This is a genomic window from Streptomyces sp. BE20 (assembly GCF_036322525.1).
Lineage (GTDB): Bacteria > Actinomycetota > Actinomycetes > Streptomycetales > Streptomycetaceae > Kitasatospora.
Genome location: NZ_JAQYWW010001186.1, coordinates 110,057 through 129,633, shown reverse-complemented (window position 1 = coordinate 129,633; position 19,577 = coordinate 110,057). Strand labels below are relative to the sequence as shown.

General features: G+C 75.2%; 17 protein-coding genes. 9 read left to right on the top strand and 8 right to left on the bottom strand.

The window, feature by feature from the left end; all coding sequences use genetic code 11:
* Positions 1-16: 16 nt before the first annotated feature.
* The 5 genes from PUR61_RS38240 to PUR61_RS38220 form a co-directional block, all read right to left on the bottom strand.
* Positions 17-889: a sulfurtransferase gene (locus PUR61_RS38240; RefSeq protein ID WP_329884374.1), complete on the bottom strand. Its 873-nt coding sequence runs from the start codon at positions 887-889 to the stop codon at positions 17-19.
* A gap of 83 nt (positions 890-972) precedes the next feature.
* A complete protein-coding gene (locus PUR61_RS38235; protein WP_329884372.1) occupies positions 973-2,070 on the bottom strand; it encodes a class I SAM-dependent methyltransferase in 1,098 nt (365 codons plus the stop codon).
* Positions 2,071-2,134: 64 nt separating this feature from the next.
* Positions 2,135-3,814: a beta-N-acetylhexosaminidase gene (locus tag PUR61_RS38230; RefSeq protein WP_329884370.1), complete on the bottom strand. Its 1,680-nt coding sequence runs from the start codon at positions 3,812-3,814 to the stop codon at positions 2,135-2,137.
* A 139-nt stretch (positions 3,815-3,953) separates the two neighbouring features.
* The gene (locus tag PUR61_RS38225) at positions 3,954-4,289 is read right to left on the bottom strand and encodes a hypothetical protein (protein ID WP_329884369.1); all 336 of its coding nucleotides are present in this window, start codon (positions 4,287-4,289) and stop codon (positions 3,954-3,956) included.
* 179 nt (positions 4,290-4,468) lie between these two features.
* Positions 4,469-5,311: a polysaccharide deacetylase family protein gene (locus PUR61_RS38220; RefSeq protein ID WP_329884368.1), complete on the bottom strand. Its 843-nt coding sequence runs from the start codon at positions 5,309-5,311 to the stop codon at positions 4,469-4,471.
* A gap of 207 nt (positions 5,312-5,518) precedes the next feature.
* On the opposite strand from PUR61_RS38220, the gene PUR61_RS38215 reads away from it, so the two are divergent.
* A complete protein-coding gene (locus tag PUR61_RS38215; RefSeq protein ID WP_329884366.1) occupies positions 5,519-6,373 on the top strand; it encodes an SAM-dependent methyltransferase in 855 nt (284 codons plus the stop codon).
* Positions 6,374-6,510: 137 nt separating this feature from the next.
* On the opposite strand, the gene PUR61_RS38210 is transcribed toward PUR61_RS38215, so the two are convergent.
* A complete protein-coding gene (locus tag PUR61_RS38210) occupies positions 6,511-7,380 on the bottom strand; it encodes an Fpg/Nei family DNA glycosylase (RefSeq protein WP_329884364.1) in 870 nt (289 codons plus the stop codon).
* Between the two features lie 156 nt (positions 7,381-7,536).
* Between PUR61_RS38210 and PUR61_RS38205 the strand changes: the two genes are divergently transcribed.
* From PUR61_RS38205 to PUR61_RS38185, 5 genes are all read left to right on the top strand, one after another.
* Positions 7,537-8,034 carry an SRPBCC family protein gene (locus PUR61_RS38205; RefSeq protein WP_329884362.1) on the top strand — a complete coding sequence of 166 codons (498 nt, stop codon included), beginning with the start codon at positions 7,537-7,539 and terminating at the stop codon, positions 8,032-8,034.
* A gap of 86 nt (positions 8,035-8,120) precedes the next feature.
* Entirely contained in the window at positions 8,121-8,795 is a 675-nt protein-coding gene (locus tag PUR61_RS38200) for a hypothetical protein (protein ID WP_329884360.1), read from the top strand.
* Between the two features lie 82 nt (positions 8,796-8,877).
* Positions 8,878-9,723 (top strand): DsbA family protein, encoded by an 846-nt coding sequence (locus tag PUR61_RS38195; protein WP_329884358.1) that lies wholly within the window; start codon positions 8,878-8,880, stop codon positions 9,721-9,723.
* Complete coding sequence (locus PUR61_RS38190) at positions 9,720-10,376, top strand: vitamin K epoxide reductase family protein (protein WP_443034628.1); 657 nt, start codon at positions 9,720-9,722, stop codon at positions 10,374-10,376. Before PUR61_RS38195 ends, PUR61_RS38190 begins: the two co-directional genes overlap by 4 nt.
* A gap of 269 nt (positions 10,377-10,645) precedes the next feature.
* Positions 10,646-12,580 carry an AfsR/SARP family transcriptional regulator gene (locus PUR61_RS38185; RefSeq protein ID WP_329884356.1) on the top strand — a complete coding sequence of 645 codons (1,935 nt, stop codon included), beginning with the start codon at positions 10,646-10,648 and terminating at the stop codon, positions 12,578-12,580.
* A gap of 9 nt (positions 12,581-12,589) precedes the next feature.
* On the opposite strand, the gene PUR61_RS38180 is transcribed toward PUR61_RS38185, so the two are convergent.
* Both PUR61_RS38180 and PUR61_RS38175 read right to left on the bottom strand, forming a co-directional pair.
* Positions 12,590-13,123, bottom strand: a complete 534-nt coding sequence (locus PUR61_RS38180; RefSeq protein ID WP_329884354.1) for a flavin reductase family protein — start codon at positions 13,121-13,123, stop codon at positions 12,590-12,592.
* Positions 13,120-14,160: an LLM class flavin-dependent oxidoreductase gene (locus PUR61_RS38175; protein ID WP_329884353.1), complete on the bottom strand. Its 1,041-nt coding sequence runs from the start codon at positions 14,158-14,160 to the stop codon at positions 13,120-13,122. Before PUR61_RS38175 ends, PUR61_RS38180 begins: the two co-directional genes overlap by 4 nt.
* Before the next feature lie 224 nt (positions 14,161-14,384).
* Between PUR61_RS38175 and PUR61_RS38170 the strand changes: the two genes are divergently transcribed.
* From PUR61_RS38170 to PUR61_RS38160, 3 genes are all read left to right on the top strand, one after another.
* The gene (locus PUR61_RS38170) at positions 14,385-15,665 is read left to right on the top strand and encodes a condensation domain-containing protein (protein WP_329884352.1); all 1,281 of its coding nucleotides are present in this window, start codon (positions 14,385-14,387) and stop codon (positions 15,663-15,665) included.
* Positions 15,666-15,733: 68 nt separating this feature from the next.
* On the top strand, positions 15,734-18,268 hold the full coding sequence (locus tag PUR61_RS38165) for an ATP-grasp domain-containing protein (RefSeq protein WP_329884350.1): 2,535 nt from the start codon (positions 15,734-15,736) through the stop codon (positions 18,266-18,268).
* An 8-nt stretch (positions 18,269-18,276) separates the two neighbouring features.
* Positions 18,277-19,518, top strand: coding sequence for an ATP-grasp domain-containing protein (locus tag PUR61_RS38160; RefSeq protein WP_329884348.1), 1,242 nt, complete (start codon positions 18,277-18,279; stop codon positions 19,516-19,518).
* Positions 19,519-19,577 lie beyond the last annotated feature (59 nt).

The window sequence follows — 19,577 nt, the reverse complement described above, 5'->3', positions numbered from 1 at the left end:
CGCCGCGCCCGGACCCTCACGCCCCCAGCGCCACCGGCGCCCGTACCAGCGAGCCGTACTCCGTCCACGACCCGTCGTAGTTCTTGACGTGCGGGTACCCCAGCAGCTCGGTCAGCGCGAACCAGGTGTGGGCCGAACGCTCGCCGATCCGGCAGTAGGCGATCACCTCGCGCTCGGACTCGACGCCCTGCACGCCGTAGAGCGCGCGCAGTTCCTCCGCCGACCGGAAGGTGCCGTCCTCGTTGGCCGCCTGCGACCACGGGATGTTCACCGCACCGGGGATGTGCCCGGGCACCTGCGCCTGTTCCTGCGGCAGGTGCGGCGGCGCCAGCGCCTCGCCGCGGTACTCGGCGGGCGAGCGGACGTCCACCAGCACCGCGTCCGTACCGGGCTTGGCGAACACCTCGGCCTTGGCGAGCACCTCGTCCCGCAGCGCCCGGACCTCGGGGTGCTCGGGTTCGGTCATCCGGTACCCGCTGTGCTGGTAGTCCATGACCTCCCGGGTGAGCGGGCGCGCCTCCAGCTCCCACTTCTTGCGCCCGCCGTCCAGCAGCCGCACCGGCCCGAAGCCGCGCAGCCGCATCAGCCAGTAGGCGTACGCGGCGAACCAGTTGTTCCTGCCGCCGTAGAGCACCACGGTCGTGTCGTCCTCGACCCCGGCGGCGCGCAGCAGGTGCTGGAGGCCGGTGCGGTCGATGTAGTCGCGGCCGACCGGACTGTGCAGGTCGGTGGCCCAGTTCCAGCCGACCGCGCCGGGGATGTGGCCCTGCTCGTACGCCCCGGTGCTCTCGTCCACCTCGACGACGCGGAGCGTGCCGTCGTCCAGGTGACGCGCCAGCCACTCCGTGTCGACCAGCGTCTCGGGGTGTGCGTAGCCGTTGCCGGTCATCGACGCCCTCCTTCACTCGGACGGACCCTTCGAACCTACGTCCGCGCCCGCGCCCCGGCCACCCGCCGGCCCCGCACCCGCCGCTACGCCGGGGTGCCGGCCGGGCGCGCCACGTAGTAGAGGTTGAGCACGTCGCCCTCGACCCGCCGGGTGTCCACCGTGCCGAACCCGGCCTCCGCCAGCATCCGCCGGGCGGTCTGCTCGCCCCAGACCGTGCCCAGCCCGGCGCCGCCCTCGCCGAGCGAGACCGTCATGCAGTAGAAGACCGAGAAGGCGTACAGCGCGGGGCCCAGCGGGTGGTCGAGGTTCTCCTCCAGCCGGCTGCTCGCCGCGATGTCGCCCATCAGGAAGACGCCGTCGGGCCGCAGCGCTCCCGCGACGGCGCTCAGGGTGGGGGCCGGCCGGGCCAGGTCGTGGATCACGTCGAACGCGGTGACCAGGTCGTACGCGCCGCTAAGCCGGGCGGAGTCGGCGAGCACGAAGCGGGCGTTGTCCAGGCCCTGCGCGGCGGCCTCGGCCTCGGCCGCTCCGATGCCCTTCTCGGAGATGTCCACGCCGGTGAACCGGCTCGCCGGGAAGGCCTTCGCCAGGACGTTGACGGCGTGGCCCTGTCCGGTGCCGATGTCGACCGCGTCGATGCCGGCCCGCAGCCGCTCGGTCAGGCCGGGCACCAGGGGCACGACCCCGTCCACCAGTACCCGGTCGTAGACCGCGGCGGTCTCCTCGCCCTGGAGGGCCTGGAACCGCGGGTACGCCGAGTAGGGCAGGCCCCCGCCCTCGCGGAACGCCGTGACGATCCGCTGCTCCACCTCGCCCATCAGCGCGAGGTACTGCATCATGCCCGCCACGTTGTCCGGCCCGGCCGCCCGGGTCAGCGAGGCGGCGTGCTCCGGCGGCAGCCGGTAGCGACCGTGCTCGGGGCCGGGCTCGGGCCCGGGCTCGTACTCCACGAAGCCGCCGACGGCCATGCCGCCGAGCCACTCCCGGACGTAGCGCTCGTCCAGCCCGGCTGCGTCGGCGATCTCCCCGCTGGTCGACGGGGCGAGGCCGGCCATCGTGTCGAAGAGCCCGGTCCGGTGGCCGACGCTGGCCATGATCCCCAGGCAGGCGTCGTTCAGCACCTGCACCACGCGGCCCGCGAACCGCTCCTGCCTCGCCGGGTCCGGCTCCCGTGCGGACATCGTTCCTCCTGCACAACTCGGGACGTGCGCGAACCCTCCCCTCGTCACGCTACGCCGCCCCGGGCTACCGTGCGGGCCAGGGCACCTCCGGCCGCCGCTCGTAGGCGTACCCGGCGGCGTCCCAGCGCGCGCCCTCCTCGGCGAGGCGCCGCTTGAACCCGTCCCAGTCGAGGGCGGCCTTCGGCGACCAGCCCAGCTCGGCCAGCGCGGGCAGCCGGGGCAGCAGCATCAGGTCCAGTTCGTAGGGGGTGTCCAGGGTCTCGGTCCAGAGCGGTGCCTCGATCCCGATCACCGACCCGGCCGGCAGCTTGAGCACGTTGTCCGGATCCCAGGTGTAGGCGTGCCGGGCGTCGATCGTGCCGGCCCAGACCAGCCCGAGCGGGTAGGACTTCTCGTACTTCATGTCCAGGTAGCTGCGGCCGGACGGCGACATGATCACCTTGGCGCCCCGCTCGGCGGCCTGCCCGAGCTCGACGTCGCGCCCGCCGCGGCCGTCCCAGTACTGCAGCACCCCGACCCCGGCCGGCGCGGCCTGGTTCCAGCCCACCGGCGTCTTGCCCGCGGCCAGCACCTGGGCGTTCACCTGCTGCACGAACCCCGCGTACTCCGCCGAGGAGATCGTCTTCACCTCGTCGCCGCCGATGTGCAGGTACGGGCCGGGGGTGAGCCGGGCCACCTCGGCGATCACCTCCCGGGTGAACGCGAAGACGGCGTCGCCGGTCGGGCAGAGCGTCGAGAAGCCGACCTCGATCCCGGTGTACGGCCAGGGCCGGGCGCTGCGGGTGCAGTCGAGCTCCGGGTAGGAGGCGAGGACGGCGTTGCTGTGGCCGGGCAGGTCGATCTCGGGGACGACGGTCAGGTAGCGCTCCTGCGCGTACCGGACGATCTCCTGGTAGTCGGCCGCCGTGTAGAAGCCGCCGGGGGTGCCGTCCACCTCGCTCACCGCACCGACCCGGGTGAGTTCGGGCCGGGACGGGATCTCGATCCGCCAGCCCTGGTCGTCGGTCAGGTGCAGGTGCAGGTGGTTGACCTTGTACAGGGCCAGCCGGTCGATGAACCCCTTGACCTCGGCGGGGGTGAAGAAGTGCCGCGCCACGTCGAGCATCGCGCCCCGGTAGGCGTAGCGGGGGCGGTCCTCGACGGTGACCGGCGCGACCGTCCACTCGGTGCCGTCCGCCGCCTTCGCCGGGCCCTCGATCTGCGGCGGAAGCAGCTGCCGCAGTGTCTGGGTGCCCCGGTAGAGGCCCTCGGGGGTGCGGGCGGAGATCCGGACGCCGGTGGCGTCGGAGGTCAGCCGGTAGCCCTCGGCGCCGGTCTCGGCGGGGAGGGCGGGGTCGAGCAGCAGGCCGATGCCGTCGGCCGCCGCGTCGCCGTCGGCCACCACCTCGACCGGCAGGCCGGTCGGGCGGCGCAGCGCCTCGGCGAGCTGCCCGGCGATCCGCCGCACCTCCTGCGCCTGCTGCGCCGGGGCGTCCGGACCGGTGGCGGTCCGGACGGCGGTGCGGGCGGTGAGCCGGTAACCGGGCCCGGAGCCGGTGGTGGCGGAGAGCGGCGCCGGGACGATCCGGTCGGCGGTGCGCGGCCCGGCCGGGGCGGCGGCCGGGCCGGCGCCTCCGCCGGGCCCGGCGTCCCCGCCGCCGGCCGCCCGCTGCACGCCGAAGCCGACGGCCGCGAGGAGCAGCACGGCTGCGAGGACGAACACTCCGCGGGCCCGGGCGGAGAGCCCGGCTGTTCGAATCGGCACGGTCGCTCCCGGTGTCGTCGCGCAATCGACCGGCCCGCGTTCACGGCCGGTTCACCGGAATGGTCTCAACCAATTCCCCGCTTGTCCCGCGCTTCGTACGAATTCGCCGTGCGGAGGCGCGGCGGCCCGGACGGCTCCGCTACGAGAACAGCACCGAGCGGACGTGGAGGCGCCGCCCGGCCGAGCCACCCGGCTTCAGCGTGTAGTAGACGTCGCCCCTGCACCCGAATTCCAGGAAGACGACGGCGGTCCCGCCGGTCCGGTTGACGGGAGCGAAGGCCGGGTCGGCCCCGGTGGCCCCCGGGACGTCGATGCACGTCTCGCTCGCCGGATCGACGAGCTCGCCACGCTGCCCGGACCCGCCGTCCAGATAGGTGTAGCGGAAGACTCCGTCGGCGGCGTTGGCGGAGACCGGGACGGCGAGGACGAGAGCGACGGCGCTGGTGGCGGCGAGCACGGCGTTGCGGAGACGCATGGCGGGTGGCCCTTTCAGGGCGGTACCGGGTGGTACCTGGGTAATTGATGCGAGTTCACCCTAGAGGCCCAAAAATCGGTGAAACGATTCTGCTAATCCATCCTTTCGGGTGGTTTAGCACCATTTCCCGCTACCTTCCGTCACCGCACGGCCGTCGTCGGCGCCGCCGCCGCCCCGTTTCACCCCGGCGGCGCGGTGAAGCGGTACCCGGAGTCGATCAGCACCGGCAGGTACGTCTTCAGCGCCGCCACCGTCTGCGAACGGTCCCCGCCACCGTCGTGGTTGAGCACGATCGCCCCGGGCCGGACGTCCTTGAGAATCCGGTCGGTGATCACGCCAGTCCCCGGGCGGGCCCAGTCCCGGGGGTCCACCGACCAGGCCATCGGTCGCATCCCCAGGTCGGCGCTCACCTTGAGCGACGTCGAGGACCAGTCCCCACCGGGGGCGCGGAACCAGGTCGGCACCTTCCCGGTGGACCGGTGCAGCAGGTCCGAGGTGCGTTCCAGCTCCTCTCGGACCTTCGACTCGGAGAGGCTCCGCAGGTCGGGGTGGGACCAGGTGTGATTGGCGATGTGGTGGCCCCGGGCGGCGATCTCCCGGACCAGCCCGGGGTGTTCGACCGCGTTCTCCCCGATCAGGAAGAAGGTGGCCCGGATCCCGTACTGCTCCAGCAGCGCCAGGACGGTCGGGGTGTGCCGGGGGTCGGGACCGTCGTCGATGGTCAGCGCGACCACCCGGCGCTCGGCGTCCAGCTCGTACACGGGCCGGGTCTCGGCCGCCGTCAGCGCCCGCGCCACCGGCGGGGGCACCGACGGGACGGCGGTCGGGGAGGGCGCCGCGGACGGCGACGGGGAGGGGGAGGGTTCCGCCGGGGGCGACGGGTCGGCGGAGCCGGGTACCGCGCCCGGGCCGGGCGGGCCGGCGGCCTCGGCGCCCTCCGCCGCACCCCCTCCCCCGCCCTCGGCCGGACCCCGGCAGCCGGCGATCCCGAGCAGCGACATCCCGGCCGCGACCAGCAGCAATCTTCGCGAAGTAATCTGACGATCAGACAGCATGTCGAATGTCTCCCCCGTTCACCGCCCCGCCTCCCGGCGGCAACTCCGACGAGCTCGATCACCACCCTGACGGACCAAACCGCAGCTCATCCCCCCTCCCCCCGACCGGAGCCGGGCCGGGCCCGCTAGTCTGACCTCTCCCAGTGTGATGATCTGTCTTCAGAGGACGTGGCCATGACGACAAGTCAGGACTTCGCCGACCAGCCCGACAACGACGCCGCCGAGCTCAGCCAGTGGGAGAAGTACGGGGTCGACACCAGCGCCCCGCACTCCGCCCGCGTCTACGACTACTGGCTGGGCGGGAAGACCAACTTCCCGCCGGACCGCGCCATGGGTCAGGCCATCGAGCAGGCCGTGCCCAGCGTCAAGGCGATGGCCAAGGAGAACCGCGCCTTCCAGGGCCGCGCCGTCCGCCACCTGGCCGAGCAGCAGGGCATCCGCCAGTTCCTCGACCTCGGCACCGGCATCCCGACGTCGCCGAACACCCACGAGATCGCCGAGGCGGCCAGCCCCGGCACCCGGGTGGTGTACGTGGACAACGACCCGATCGTGCTGGCCCACGCCCGCGCGCTGATGGTCTCCACCCCGGCCAGCCGCACCACCTACATCCACGCCGACCTCGGCAAGCCCGCCGAACTGCTGTCCGACCCGGCGCTCACCTCCACGCTGGACCTCTCCCAGCCGGTCGGCCTGCTGATGATCGCCGTCCTGATGCTGATCGCCGACGAGGACGACCCGTGGGGCAAGGTCGCCGCGCTGCGGGACGCCCTGCCGGCCGGCAGCTTCCTCGCGCTCACCCACCCCACCCAGGACTTCGACCCGGTGGCCGTCGGCAAGGTCGCCGACGCCGCGCGGGCCGGCGGCATGACCCTCGTCCCGCGCACCAAGGAGGAGGTCTCCCGGTTCTTCGACGGCTGGGAGCTGATCGAGCCGGGCGTCTCCCCGGTCATGGCCTGGCACCCGGACGGCGAGCAGCCGGCCGACCCGTACGCCGCGTACTACTGGGGCGGCGTCGCCCGCAAGCTCTGAACGCCCACGACGGGCCCGGCCCCCGCACGCCGGGGGCCGGCCGGCGCACCGACCGCGGCGCAGGGGCGGGGCCGGGTCGGGGCCACGGACGGGGGCAGGGGCGGGGGCACGGACGGGACGGGCGCGGGACCGGCGGGCTACTTGAGCAGCCGGGAGAGCCGCCGGTCCGCCAGCGGCCGGCCCCCGGTCTGGCAGGTCGGGCAGTACTGGAACGACGAGTCGGCGAGCGACACCTCCCGCACGGTGTCCCCGCAGACCGGGCACGGCTGCCCGGTCCGGCCGTGCACCCGCAGGCCGAGCTTCTTCTCCGCCTTCAGCTCCCCCGCCGCCAGCCCCCGGGAGCGCTCCACCGCGTCGCGCAGCGTCGACCCGAGCGCCTCGTACAGATGCGCCGTCTCCTCCTCGGACAGGCTCGACGCCAGCTTGTACGGGGACATCCGGGCCGCGTGCAGCACCTCGTCCGAGTAGGCGTTGCCGACGCCGGCCAGCACGCCCTGGTCCCGCAGCACGCCCTTGATCCGGCGCTTCTCGCCGTGCAGCAGTTCGGCGAAGCGCTCCGGGGTGAATCCGGGGTCGAGCGGGTCCGGGCCGAGCCGGGCCACCCCCGGGACCTCCGCGGGGTCCCGCACCACGTACACCGCGAGGCCCTTCCTGGTGCCCGCCTCGGTGAGGTCGAACCCGTCCCCGTCCGGCCCGTCGAGCCGCACCCGCACGGCGAGCGGGTTCCGCCCGCCCGGCCGCGGCGGCTCCGCGGGCAGGCTCTCCTTCCAGCGCAGCCAGCCCGCGCGGGCCAGGTGGACCACCAGGTGCAGGTCCCCGGCGGCGATGTCCAGGAACTTCCCGTGCCGGACGACCGGCCCCACCGTGCGCCCCTCCAGCGCCGTGACCGGCGGGTCGTACGTCTTCAGCGCACTGATCGCCACCGGCTGGACCCGGGCGATCACGCGCCCGGTCAGCCGCTCGGACAGGTAGGCGGTGAGGGCCTCGACCTCGGGCAGCTCCGGCATGCGCCCAGTCTCGCGCAGCCGCCCGCGCTCCGCCCCCGCTGCGACCCCGCACAGCACCACCGCGCACCGCGGCCCCGGCGGCTCTCTTTGCCGACCGGCCACCCCCGGCGCAGGCTGGGAGGTGGACCGCGCACCACCGAGGGAGGCCGCCCCGCCATGTGCACGCTGGAGGAACAGATCGACATCGACGCCCCGGTGCTCGCCGCCTGGGAGCAGCTGCACCGCGTCCACGACTACCCGCGCTTCGTCGACGGCGTCCGCAGCGCCCACCCGCACGGCCGCAACCTCGCCCACCTCGGGGTCGAGGTCTCCGGCAGCGAGCACGACGTCGAGACCGAGATCACCGACCGGGGCCGGGGCCGGGTGATGGCCTGGCGGACCCTGGACGGCCTCGACCTGCACGGCGCCTTCGCCCTGCTGGCGCTCGACCGGGAGCACACCCGGCTCCAGGTCCGGGTGGAGTACGACCCGGAGGCGGTGCACGAGGCGTTCGGCGGGCCGCGCGGTTTCGCCCAGGCCGGGGCGATCGAGCGGACCGTCCGGGCCGACCTGGAGCTGTTCCGGGAGCTGGTCGAGGCCCGGATGGCGGCTGCCGCCCGGCCCGCCGACCCGGTCGTCGCGGCGCCCGGCACCGAGGACGTAAACGGCCCATAAGTGCAGCTCAGGGCCGTGGTGAGGATCTTCACAGGGGGCGCCCGGAACAGTCGTCCGGGTTTCAACCTGTGGCAGACTCGGATCCTATGCAGACCCACACCGGCCCGGTCGGCCCGGCTTCCAGGACGCTCCGCGCGGCGGTCTTCGCCGCGCTGCTCGTGCTGCTCGCCGGGCTCGGCCAGGTGCTGGTCACCGGCCGCCCGCTGCCGCTCGGCACGCTGGCCGTGGCCGGGGCCGCCGTCTTCGCGGTGGCGTTCGCGCTGGCCGGCCGCGAGCGCGGCTACCGGGCCGTCGCGGCGGTCTTCCTGCCGTTGCAGCTCGGCCTGAGCGCCCTGTTCGACCTCGCCCAGTCCACCTGCCCCTCGCTGCCGCCGGGCGCCGCCCGCAGCCTCGAACCGCTGCTCTGCGGCGGTGGCTCGCTCGGCGGGTTCCTGGTCGGTCACGGCCTCTCCCGACCGACCAGCCTGCTGCTGCTCCTGCTGCTGCACTCGGCGATCGCGCTGGCCGCCGCCTTCTGGCTGCGCCGTGCCGACGCCGCGCTGACCGGCCTGGCCGGGTCGGTCCGGATGCTCGGGGACTTCGCCCGGCGCTTCCTCTCCGCCGCCGGCCGCTGGGTGCTGCTGCTCGTCGCGCCGCGCCCGGCGCGCCCGGTCGTCCGGATGCCGTTCCCGCGCGCCAGCCGGGTCCGGGTACCGGCCGAGTCCGTCGTGCTCCGGCCCGCCGTCCGGCGCGGCCCCCCGGTGTCCGCGCCGGCCCGCTGAGCGACCCCGTCTCCCCGGTGGTCCTCCGCCGGTCGTCCCGCCGCGCCCGCACGCACGCCACGAGCACCAGGACGACGTCACCATGAGCACCGCCCCGAAGAACCCGAAGAACCCCAAGAACACCAAGGGCGCCACCGGCCCCAAGGCGTCCGCCAGGGCCGCCGCCCGCCGGGCGGCCACCGAGCGGATGCGCGAGGAGCGCGAGCGCACCGAGCGGTCCGCCCGGATCCGCCGCCGCACCGTGGTCGGCGTCGCCTCCGCCGCCGTGCTCGCCCTCGCGGCGGGCGTGGCCTTCGCCGTCGGCGGCTCCTCCGGCTCCGGCGACACCGCGGCCACGGGGCCGCTGGTCACCCCGGCCAACGCGGGCGCCGACGGCACCGTGATCACCTACGGCAAGGCCGACGCCCCGCACACCCTGGAGGTGTACGAGGACTTCCGCTGCCCCTTCTGCGAGCAGCTGGAGACCACCACCGGCGCGACCATGCAGCAGCTCGCCGACGCCGGCACGTACAAGATCGAGTACCGCCTGGCGACCTTCCTCGACCAGGGCCTCGGCGGCAAGGGCTCGCGGACCGCGCTGGCCGCCGCCGGGGCGGCGCTGAACGAGGGCGTGGACAAGTTCAAGCAGTTCCACGACGTGCTCTACGCCAACCAGCCGGACGAGCGGGACGACGCCTTCGCCGACGTCAACCACCTGCTCGACCTGGCCGGCCAGGTGCCGGGCCTGAAGACCGACGGCTTCGTCAAGGCGGTCCAGGACGGCACGTACGTGCCCTGGGCCGAGCAGGTCAACAAGGCCTTCGACAAGAGCGGCGTCACCGGCACCCCGACCGTCCGGCTGGACGGCAAGAAGCTCGACGTCTTCTCGGGCGGCGCCCCCGCCACCCCGGAGCGCTTCACCGCCATGGTCAAGCAGGTGACCGGGTGACCGCCGCCGCCCCCGCGACCGGTTCCGGCGCACCCGGGACCGGCGCACCCGCCCGCCGCGCCGGCCTCGGCGCGAGCCGGCCGTTCGCCCTGCTGCTGGTGATCGGCGGAGCGCTCGGGCTGTTCGCCTCCGCCGTCCTCACGCTGGACAAGATCCGGCTGCTGGAGGATCCGTCCTACGTCCCCAACTGCAACATCAACCCGATCATCAGCTGCGGCTCGATCATGCGCAGCGACCAGGCCGAGGCCTTCGGCTTCCCGAACTCGCTGCTCGGCCTGGCCGGCTTCGCCGTCGTCCTGACGATCGGCGCCGGGCTGCTGGCCGGGGCCTCCTACCGGCGCTGGTTCTGGCTGGGTCTGCAGGCCGGGACGGTCTTCGGCATCGGCTTCGTGAGCTGGCTGACGTACCAGGCGCTGTACCGGATCGGCGCGCTCTGCCCGTACTGCATGGTGGTCTGGGCGGCGATGATCCCGCTGTTCTGGTACACCACCCTGCACAACCTGCGCTCCGGCGTCCTCCCGGTGCCGCGCGCCCTGCGCCCGGCGGTCCGCGAGGCGGCCCGCTACCACTGGGTGGTCCCGGTGCTCTGGTACGCGGTGATCGCCCTGCTGGTCCTCAACCGCTTCTGGTACTACTGGCGCACGCTGATCTGAGCGGCGGGCCGGTCACCGCGGACGGAACCGGTCACCGCCCCTCCGGGGACGGTGACCGGTTCGCACCCGCCCGGCCCGAGCGGCCCGCGGCAGGTACGGGACCGACTGCTCGCGCCGTCCGGGTTCATGGGGGCGGGCGGACCGGACTGGTCGGGGGCCGCGGCCAGAACATAGGCAGAGTCCCCCGTTGTCCGGCCGCGCGAGGATCGGGAAGATCACGGTGGGGGCGGCGGCCCGCCCCCCGGCAGGGCGCCGGCCGGACCGGCCCGATGCGAGCGGTCCCGGGCGACGCCCCCGCCACGCCGGACCACCGCGACCGACACCCGTTGGAGGAGTCCTTGGACGAGCAGCGGCGGACCACAGTGCGGTTCTCGGTCCTCGGCCCCCTCCAGGTCGAGGTCGCCGGCCGGCCGGTGCCGCTCGGACCGCCCAAACAGCGGCTGGTCCTGGCCATGCTGCTCTGCTGCCCCAACCGCCCCGTCTCGCTGGAGCTGCTGACGGAGGCCGTCTGGCAGGACGAGCCGCCGCGGACGGCCCGCAAGAACCTCCACGTCTACGTGTCCGCCCTGCGCCGGCTGCTCGGCGACGAGGCCGGCGAGGGCGGCGACGGCGACCGGGCCCGGATCGTCCACGACTACGGCGGCTACTGCCTGCGGACGGAGCGGTCGGAGTACGACGTCTCGCGGTTCCAGGACCTCGCCCAGGCCGGCCGGACCGCCGCGGTCGCCGGCGAACTCGACGCGGCGGCGGGCCTGTTCCGCCAGGCACTGGACCTCTGGCAGGGCGACCCGTTCGCCGGCCTGCGCTGCTCCCCCATGGTCCGGGCCGAGGCCGCCCGGCTGGAGGAGCGCTGCCTCGGCGGCTACGAGGACTGGGCCGAGACGGAGCTGGAACGCGGCGGCGCCATCGCCGCGGTCGCGGAGGGCGTCGGCGAGCTGATCGAACGGCACCCGCTGCGCGAACGGCTGCAGGCGGCCCGGATGAACACCCTGCACGTGCTGGGCCGCCAGGCCGAGGCCCTGGCCGCCTACGACCGGTACCGGCAGCTGCTGGCCCGCGAGCTGGGCCTGTCGCCGAGCCCGGCCCTGGAGCGGCAATACCGCCGCATCCTGGCCGCCCGGCGCGGCGGCGGACGGCCTGGTCCGGCCGGCGGACCCGCCCGGACCGTCCTGCCGCCCGACACCGCGGACTTCACCGGCCGCACGGAGCAGGTGCGCGAGCTGCGGGAACTGCTCGTCGACGGCGGCCGGGTGGCGGCCCTGGTGGGCCCCGCCGGGATCGGGAAGACCACGCTCGCCGTCCGCATCGCGCACCTGTTGCAGGCCGACTTCCCGGAAGGCCGGATGCTGGTGCGGTCCCGCACCGAGGACGGGTCGCCCCGGTCCTGGCAGGAGGTGCTGGGCGACGTCGCACGGCTGGCCGGCATGGCCGAGCAGCCCGCCGACGACCCCTGCCGGACGGTCGCCCGGTGGCACGCCTGGCTGGCCGACCGCAGGGTGCTGCTGATCCTCGACGACGTTCCGGACGAGACGGTCGCCCGGGCGCTGCTGCCCGCCGACGGCGTGAGCGCCGCCGTGGTCACCTCGCGCGTCCACCTGGCCGGCCTCGCACCGGTGCACCGGGTCGAACCGCCCCCCTACTCGCCGGACGAGGCGCTGGAGCTGCTCGGCCGGATCATCGGCCCGGACCGTCTGCGCAGCGACCTCGCGGCCGCGGAGGAGATCGTCGACGCGACCGGGATGCTGCCCCTCGCGGTGCGCGCCGGCGGGCTGAAGCTCGCCGTCCTGCGGCACCTCCCGCTGCGCGAGTACGCCGCCCGGCTGGCCGACCCGGACGCGGTGCTCGACGAGCTCGCCGCCGGCGACGTCGCCGTCCGCCCGCACCTCGCGCGCTGCTGGCGCGAGCTGACGCCCTCGGGCCGGGCGGCGCTGCTGCGCCTCGCGCGGCTCCCGCTGGCCCGCCCGTTCACCCTCGCCGAGGCCGCCGCCGCGCTCCACTGCGACGAGAGCGCCGCACTGCGGGAGCTGGAGGCCCTGATCAGCGCCGGCATGGTGACCTCGCCGGTCGACGAGGTCACCGCGCACCGGGCGGTCTACGCCGTGCCGCGGCTGATCCACCTGTACGCACGGGAGGGCGCGGCCCCGCCGCCGGACCGCCCGCAGGCGCACCGTCCCGGACACTGCGGTCAGCGGGTCGCCCGCTGACCGCGGTCCTCAGGACCCGGCGAGCCGGCGGTAGCGGCTGCCGTGGAAGACCAGGGGCGGGGTCTGCGGCTCGACGCCCATGACGTGCACCCGCAGCAGGACGATCCGGTGGTCCCCGGCGGTGATCTCGCGCTCGACCGAGCAGTCGTACCAGGCGCACGCGCCGTCCAGCAGGACCGCGCCCTCCCCGGTCCGGTACCAGTCGAGCCCGGCGAAGCGTTCGACGCCGCGCGCGGACAGCTGCCGGCAGACACCTTCCTGATCGCCGCTCAGCACGCTCACACCGAGCCGGGCGGTCCGCCGCAGCCGCGGCCAGGTGGTCGAGGCGAGCCCGGCGCAGACGGAGACCAGCGGCGGGTCGAGCGACACCGGGACGAAGGACGACGCGGTCATCCCGACCGGCTCGCCGTCGACCAGCGCCGCCAGCGCGGTCACGCCGGTAGGGAAGGCGCCGTAGACCCGGCGCAGCGCGAGCGGGTCGGTGGTCCGGAGCACCGGGGTCCCGACGCCCGCGCCGGCTCCGACACCGGTGTCGGCGTTCACGGTCCCACCGGCGCCGCGTCCGGTCCGCCGCGGCGGCGGCGCCGGGCCCCGGCGAAGGCCGCGGCCGTGGCGGTGTAGTCGGACGCGGCGCGCGCGGTGTCCATGATGAACGTCCGGCACCCGGCGTCGAGGTAGCGGGCGATCTCGGCCTCGACCTTCTCGTGGCTGCCCACGAGGTAGGGGCAGAAGGTCGCGTAGGTGCGGAACGGGCCCATCCAGTAGGGGCTGTCCGGCCCGCCGGGGAACTCGTCGGCGGCGGACAGCCGGGCCACCCACTCCGAGTCGGAGACGCCGCGCGCCAGCATCTGCGCGAGCCGGCCGGCCCGGCTCGCCGGGAAGCGCTCGTGGGCCACGGTCCACGCCTCCCGGTCGGTGTCGCGGGCGATGATCCCGATCCGGACGCCCCCGCCGTCGAGGCCGCCGAGATCCCCCTCGGTGCCCGGGCCGGGCGGCACGGGGTAGCGGACGGGGACGGCGCCGAGTGTCCCGGCCGCCCGGCGGCCGGCCTCGGAGGAGCCGGACATGTACAGCTCCGGCGCCAGCCCGGCGGGCAGCGCGGGGGCCAGCGGCAGGTTGCGGGCCCGGTAGTAGCGGCCCTCGAAGGTCACCGGGCCCGCACCGGCCAGCAGCAGGCCGACCAGCTGCGCGTACTCGGTCAGCCGCAGGTAGCGGTCGTCGTGCGGGGTCGCGTCGCCCAGCGCGGTGAGGTCGCCGACGACGCCTCCGGCCACCAGGTTGAGGGCGATCCGGCGCCCGTAGAGCATGCCGTAGCTCGCGATCCGCTGGGCGACCGCGTACGGGTGGGCGTACACGGGCTGCACGGCGACCAGCGGGGCGAAGTCGGCGGTGGCGGCGAGCACCTCCTGGGCGACGACCCAGGGGTCGACCGTGTTGTTGTCGGAGTAGACGAGCGCCCCCCGGAAGCCGGCCTCCTCCGCCAGCCGGGCGGCCTGCCGGACCACCCCGAGGTAGCCGTGCCGGTCCGCGGGCGGCGGAACGGTCGTGAACAGCCGGAGGTCCGGCACTTCCTCGGCCACGGCAACACCTCTCGTCGTCGGCCCGGCGGGTCACGGAACATCACCTCCACAGTGGGATGCGCTCCCGGCCGCGTCCAGGTAAGCGGCAGGCAACTTTGCTGCCTGCGGACCGGGGCCCCGGCTGCCGCCCTCTTGCCTGTTCCCGGTCGACGCGGCGCTCCTAGGCTGACCCGGCGTCAGCCTCGGGCGCAGGTCGGGCGCCACACGAACGAACGGAGTCCTCCGTGAACGAGCCGGTTCCCCTCTCGTACGGCCAGCTGTCGGTCTGGCGCGACGTCAGGCACCTGGCGCGCGGCCGGTGGCACGAGGCCAACGTCCGGACGGTGTGGATCCCGCCCGAGGACGGGGCCGGGGTCACCGTCGCCGAGGTGCGGGACGCCGTCCTCGCGCTCGCCGCGCGCCACGAGTCGCTGCGGACCGTCTACGACGTGTCGGACCCGTTCGCGCCGTCCCAGCGGGTGCTGCCGACCGCCGACGGAGTCGACGCCGGCGTGGTCGAGTGCACCGCCGAGACCTTCGACGGGATGACCGCCGCGCTGGCCGCCGAGCCCTTCGACCTGGGCGCCGCGCCCGCGTGGCGGTTCCGCGTCGCGACCGAGCACGGCCGGCCCCGCGCGGTCGTGGTGATCAAGCACCACATCGTCGCGGACGGCTGGAGCCTCGGCATCCTGGAGTCCGGGTTCCGCACCGCCCTGGAGCGGGGCAAGCCGTCGGACGGCGCCCCGCCGCCCACGCCCCGGGAGCTGGCGGTGTGGCAGCACGCGGCCGGCCGCGGGGCGCGCCGGGCCGCGCTGACCGGCTACTGGGAGCGGGTCTTCGGCCTCTCCGCCGCACAGCTCGGCCCCGCGGGCCCCGGCGCCGCCCAGGACACCGCTCAGGACGAGGCCGTCCAGGACGAGGCCGTCCAGTACACCGTCCGCTCCCGGGCGGCCCACGCCGCCGCGCGCCGGCTCGCCGAGGAGCTCTCCGTGCCGCTGTCCAGCGTCGTGCTGGCCGCCTTCGCCCGGACCGCGGCGGTCGCGGCCGGACCGGGCGCCCTGGTCGGCCAGCTGATGTCCTCCAACCGCTTCGTCCCTCCGTGGAACGGCGTGGTCAGCTCGATGAACCAGTGGGCGGCGGCCCCGTTCGACTCCGGCCCGGAGGAGTTCGGGCCGTACGCCCGCCACGTCCACACCCGGAGCCTGACCGCCTTCCGGTACGGGATGTACGACGTGGACGAGGTCGACGCGCTGCGCGACACCGTCCGCCGCGACCGGGACCCCTACCGGGCGACCTTCGCCTTCAACTTCCTGCCGGGCGAGGCGCCGCCGCCGTGCGCCGAGGACGAGACCGGACCGGTCCGGGAGGACCCCTTCTCCCGGATCGGGCACCCCTGCTACCTGCGTGTCACCAACGAGGGCGAGCAGGCGCTCGAACTGCGCCTGCGGACCATGGGCCTCGGCGACGCCCTGACCCTCGACCTCCTCCGGGGAACCGTCGCCAGGCTGGCGGACTCCGCCTCCTGAACCGGTCACCGCTCACCCGAACCGGTCCTCACACCCGGGTTCCCTGCCCGCCGTCCCTGGAGCCGCCCGTGCCCGCCGCCCCGTCCTCAGCCCCGTCCGCCGCCCCGGCCGCCGCCCACGTCGTCGTGCTCCACCGGTGGACCGACTCCTACGCCGACTACGCCGCCTACCTGGACCACACCGCGTACCGGGTCAGCTACGTGACCACCCCGGGCGGCCGGACCGGGATCCCCGCCTCGGCCTCCGCCGCCGTGGCCGTCGTCCCGAGCACCGAGGACCGCGCCGCGGTGCGGGCCGCCGTCGACCGGCTGACCGCCGAACACGGCGCGCCCGCGCGGATCGTGGCGCTGCACGAGGTGGACCTCGACGTCGCCGCCGAGCTCCGTGAGGAGCTGGGCGTGCCCGGCGAGACGCCCGCCCGGCTGCGGCCGTTCCGCGACAAGCTGGCGATGGCCCGAAGGCTCGCCGCGCAGGGCGTCCCGGTCCCGGCCACCGGGCCCGCCCCGGACCGGGCGGCGGTCGCCGGCTTCGCCGACCGGCACGGCTGGCCGGTGATCCTCAAACCGGTCCGCGGGACGGCGAGTTCGCACGTCTCGCGGCTCGACGGCCCGGAGGACCTGGCGGCGTACGCCTTCCCGCCGGACGTCGCCGTCCTGGTGCAGTCGTACGTGCCGCACGAGATCCTGCACGTCGACGGGGTCGCCGCCGACGGCGACCTGCGGGTCTGGCGCGCCTCGCGCTACCTCAACACCTGCCTGGACTTCACCCGGGGGGACGCGCTCGGCTCGGCCGAGATCGACGACCCGGCGCTGCTCAAGGCCGTCGGCGAGTTCACCCGGCGCGCCGTGCTGGCGATGTCGGCCGAGCCGTGGGTGTTCCACCTCGAACTGTTCGCCTCCGCGGACGGCTCCGAACCGGAGTTCCACGTCCTGGAGGTGGGCGCGCGGCCCGGCGGGGCGGAGGTCCCGTTCGTCTGGCGCGAGGTGCACGGCGTCGACCTGATGGCCGCCGCCGTCGACATCCAGCTCGGCCGGCCGCTGCCCGCGTTCCCGTTCCCGGCGGACCGGGCCGAGGACGGGCACGAGGGTGACCACGAGGGCGACGACGAGGGCGAGTACGGCGGCTGGCTGCTCGTACCGACCCCCGCCGCGCGCCCGTGCCGGGTCCTCGCGGCGACGCCGCAGACCGGCCTGGAGGACGGGCCGTACGCCGAGCGGCTCCCGGCCCCGGGACGCCACCTGGCCGACCTCCCCGGGTACGAGCACTCCGGCGCGCGGTTCCGCTTCCGCGGCCGCACCACCGCCGACGTGGAGCGCGCGATCAGGCGCACGGTCGACCGGCTCGACTACCGCTGCGAGCCGGTCGACCCGGCCCGCCCGCCCCACGTGGTCCTGGTCGGCACCGGTGGCCGCGTCTACCGGGAGTACGCGCTCCGGGACGCGGCGGCGCACGGCCGGGTGTCCACGGTGAACGACGCGCCCGCCGACTGGGAACTGCCGTACCTGGCCGGCCACCTGGTGGCGGACACCGGGGACGCCGACGCGCTCACCCGGGCCGTCGCCGAGGCCCTGGCCGGGGACACCGGACCGGTCGGCCTGCTCACCTGGAGCGAGGTGCAGCTGGAGCGGACCGCCGAGGCGGCCGAGCGGCTCGGGCTGCCCCACATGTCCCCGGAGGCGGTCCGCAACTGCCGCGACAAGCTCCGGACCCGGCGCCTGCTGGAGCAGGCCGGGCTGCCGTCCGCGCGCTACGCGGTCGCGCACGGCCTGGACGAGGCGCTCGCGGCGGCGGAGTCGATCGGGTACCCGGTGGTGGTCAAGCCCCGGGCCCTGGCGGGCAGCAGCGGCGTGGTCCTGGCGGCCTCGCCCACCGCGCTCACCGAGCTGCACCGGCACGCCGACCGGGCCGCGTTCACCGGCCTCGACCCGCTCGACGGCCTGCTGATCGAGGAGTACCTGGACGGTCCGGAGATCAGCCTGGACTGCGTGGTGGTCGCGGGCGAGGTGCACGCCGTCAACCTGGCGCGGAAGCGGATCGGCTACCCCCCGTTCTTCGAGGAGGTCGGGCACCTGGTCGCACCGTGGTACCACGAGCCGTGGGCCGGGGAGACGACCGACCTGGTCGCCCGGATCCACGCGGCGCTCGGGGTGACCACCGGTGTGACCCACGCCGAGCTGCGGCTCACCGCCCGCGGCCCGCGCCTGGTGGAGCTCAACGGGCGGCTCGGCGGCGACTTCATCCCGCTGCTCGGCCGGCTCGCCACCGGCGTGGACCTGACCGCCGCCGCCCTGGACACGGCCCTCGGCCTGGTCCCCGACCTGCGGCCGGTCCGCGACGACTGCGCCGAGGTGCGGTTCCTCTACCCCGCGCAGGACGGCACGGTCGCCCGCCTGGACGTCTCCGGCGCCCGCGAAGTACCGGGCGTGGAAAGGGTGGTGGCCCTGGCCGAGCCGGGTCAGCGACTGCTGCTCCCGCCCCGCGGCGTGGTGCCGCGGCTGGCCGCGGTCGTCGCCACCGGACCCGACGCCGCCACCTGCGACCGGGTCCTGAACGAGGCGTTCAGCCGGATCGAAGCAACCATCACCCCCGCCGAGGAGGCGTGAACACGCACATGGACTCTCCCGAAGTCACCCACGTCGTGGTCGGATTCAGCGTCGGCCTGCTGAACCAGCTGGAGCGGGTCCTGCCCCCCGGCTCGGTCCTGGTCGTCGAGGAGCCGACGATCTGCGAGGCCCGCGACGTCGCCGGGCAGCTCCCGAGGTTCCGCTGCGCGGCCGGGTTCGTCGCGGCCCCCGTCCAGAACGGCACCGTCCGGCTCGCGGACCACGTCGACCGGCCGGACGCCGTCCGCGCCGTACTGCCCGCCCTGGAGTACACGGTCGTCCCGGCCGCCGAACTCGCCGAGGCGTGGGGGCTGCCGAACGGCGGGCCCGACGCCGTCCGGCTCTTCCGCGACAAGTCGCTGCTGCGGGAGGCCACGCAGCCGGCCGGCATCGCCCAGCCGGACTGGCAGCGGATCGACGGCCCGGAGGAGGTCGCCCGCTTCCGCGACGCGCACCGCGGGGAGTGCGTCCTGAAGCCGACCCACCTCCAGGGCAGCCTCGGCGTCCAGCTCCTCGGCCCCGGGGACGACCTCGACGAGGCCTGGAAGCGGACGGCGTCCGCCGACCAGCCGCACCTGCGCACCGCACACGCCGGCGCGTCCGGCTACGTGGTCGAGGAGTGGCTGCACGGCGGCGAGTTCAGCGTCGAGGCGCTGGTGCTGGACGGCCGCGTGGTCTTCCTCAACACCACCGAGACGGAGCTCTACCCCGGCCCGCACCCGGTCGAGCGCGGTCACGTCGTGCCGGCCCCGGCCGGTGCGGCGGCGGAGCCGGCCATGCGCACGCTGGTCACCGCGACCGGGTTCCGCACCGGCATCCTGCACGCCGAGTGGATCCTCCGGGACGGAGTGCCCCACCTCCTCGAATGCGCCGCCCGCCTCCCGGGGGACTACATCCCGTTCCTGATCGGCCTCGCCTACGGCAGCGACCTGTTCCGCGGCTACCTCGACGTGCTGGAGGGGAAGGAGCCGGAGATGGCCGCGGCCCCGGTCCGCGGGGCGGCGGTCCGGTTCGTGGACGCGGCCCCTGGCGTGGTGCGCGAGGTGCGCGGTCTCGACGCCGCCCAGTCCTCCCCCGGCGTCGAGTACGTCTGGGTGTCCGTCGAGCCGGGCGGGACGGTGCCGCCGCTCACCGCCTCGGGCGCGCGGGTCGGCGAGATCGTCGCCCACGGCGCCGACCGGGAGGAGGCCGTGGCCAACGCCCTGGCCGCCGCGACGGCGATCGAGATCGTCGTCGACCCGCTCCTGTAGGGCCCGCCCCCGACGCGGCCCGGCTCCGGCCGGGCCGCGTCGGCGTTTCCGGAACCGCC

Bases quoted from the DNA above. Each gene is read 5' to 3' on its own strand.
- PUR61_RS38240 (WP_329884374.1), bottom strand. From the start codon at position 889: ATGACCGGCAACGGCTACGCACACCCCGAGACGCTGGTCGACACGGAG.
- PUR61_RS38235 (WP_329884372.1), bottom strand. From the start codon at position 2,070: ATGTCCGCACGGGAGCCGGACCCGGCGAGGCAGGAGCGGTTCGCGGGC.
- PUR61_RS38225 (WP_329884369.1), bottom strand. From the start codon at position 4,289: ATGCGTCTCCGCAACGCCGTGCTCGCCGCCACCAGCGCCGTCGCTCTC.
- PUR61_RS38215 (WP_329884366.1), top strand. From the start codon at position 5,519: ATGACGACAAGTCAGGACTTCGCCGACCAGCCCGACAACGACGCCGCC.
- PUR61_RS38210 (WP_329884364.1), bottom strand. From the start codon at position 7,380: ATGCCGGAGCTGCCCGAGGTCGAGGCCCTCACCGCCTACCTGTCCGAG.
- PUR61_RS38205 (WP_329884362.1), top strand. From the start codon at position 7,537: ATGTGCACGCTGGAGGAACAGATCGACATCGACGCCCCGGTGCTCGCC.
- PUR61_RS38200 (WP_329884360.1), top strand. From the start codon at position 8,121: ATGCAGACCCACACCGGCCCGGTCGGCCCGGCTTCCAGGACGCTCCGC.
- PUR61_RS38195 (WP_329884358.1), top strand. From the start codon at position 8,878: ATGAGCACCGCCCCGAAGAACCCGAAGAACCCCAAGAACACCAAGGGC.
- PUR61_RS38185 (WP_329884356.1), top strand. From the start codon at position 10,646: ATGCGAGCGGTCCCGGGCGACGCCCCCGCCACGCCGGACCACCGCGAC.
- PUR61_RS38160 (WP_329884348.1), top strand. From the start codon at position 18,277: ATGGACTCTCCCGAAGTCACCCACGTCGTGGTCGGATTCAGCGTCGGC.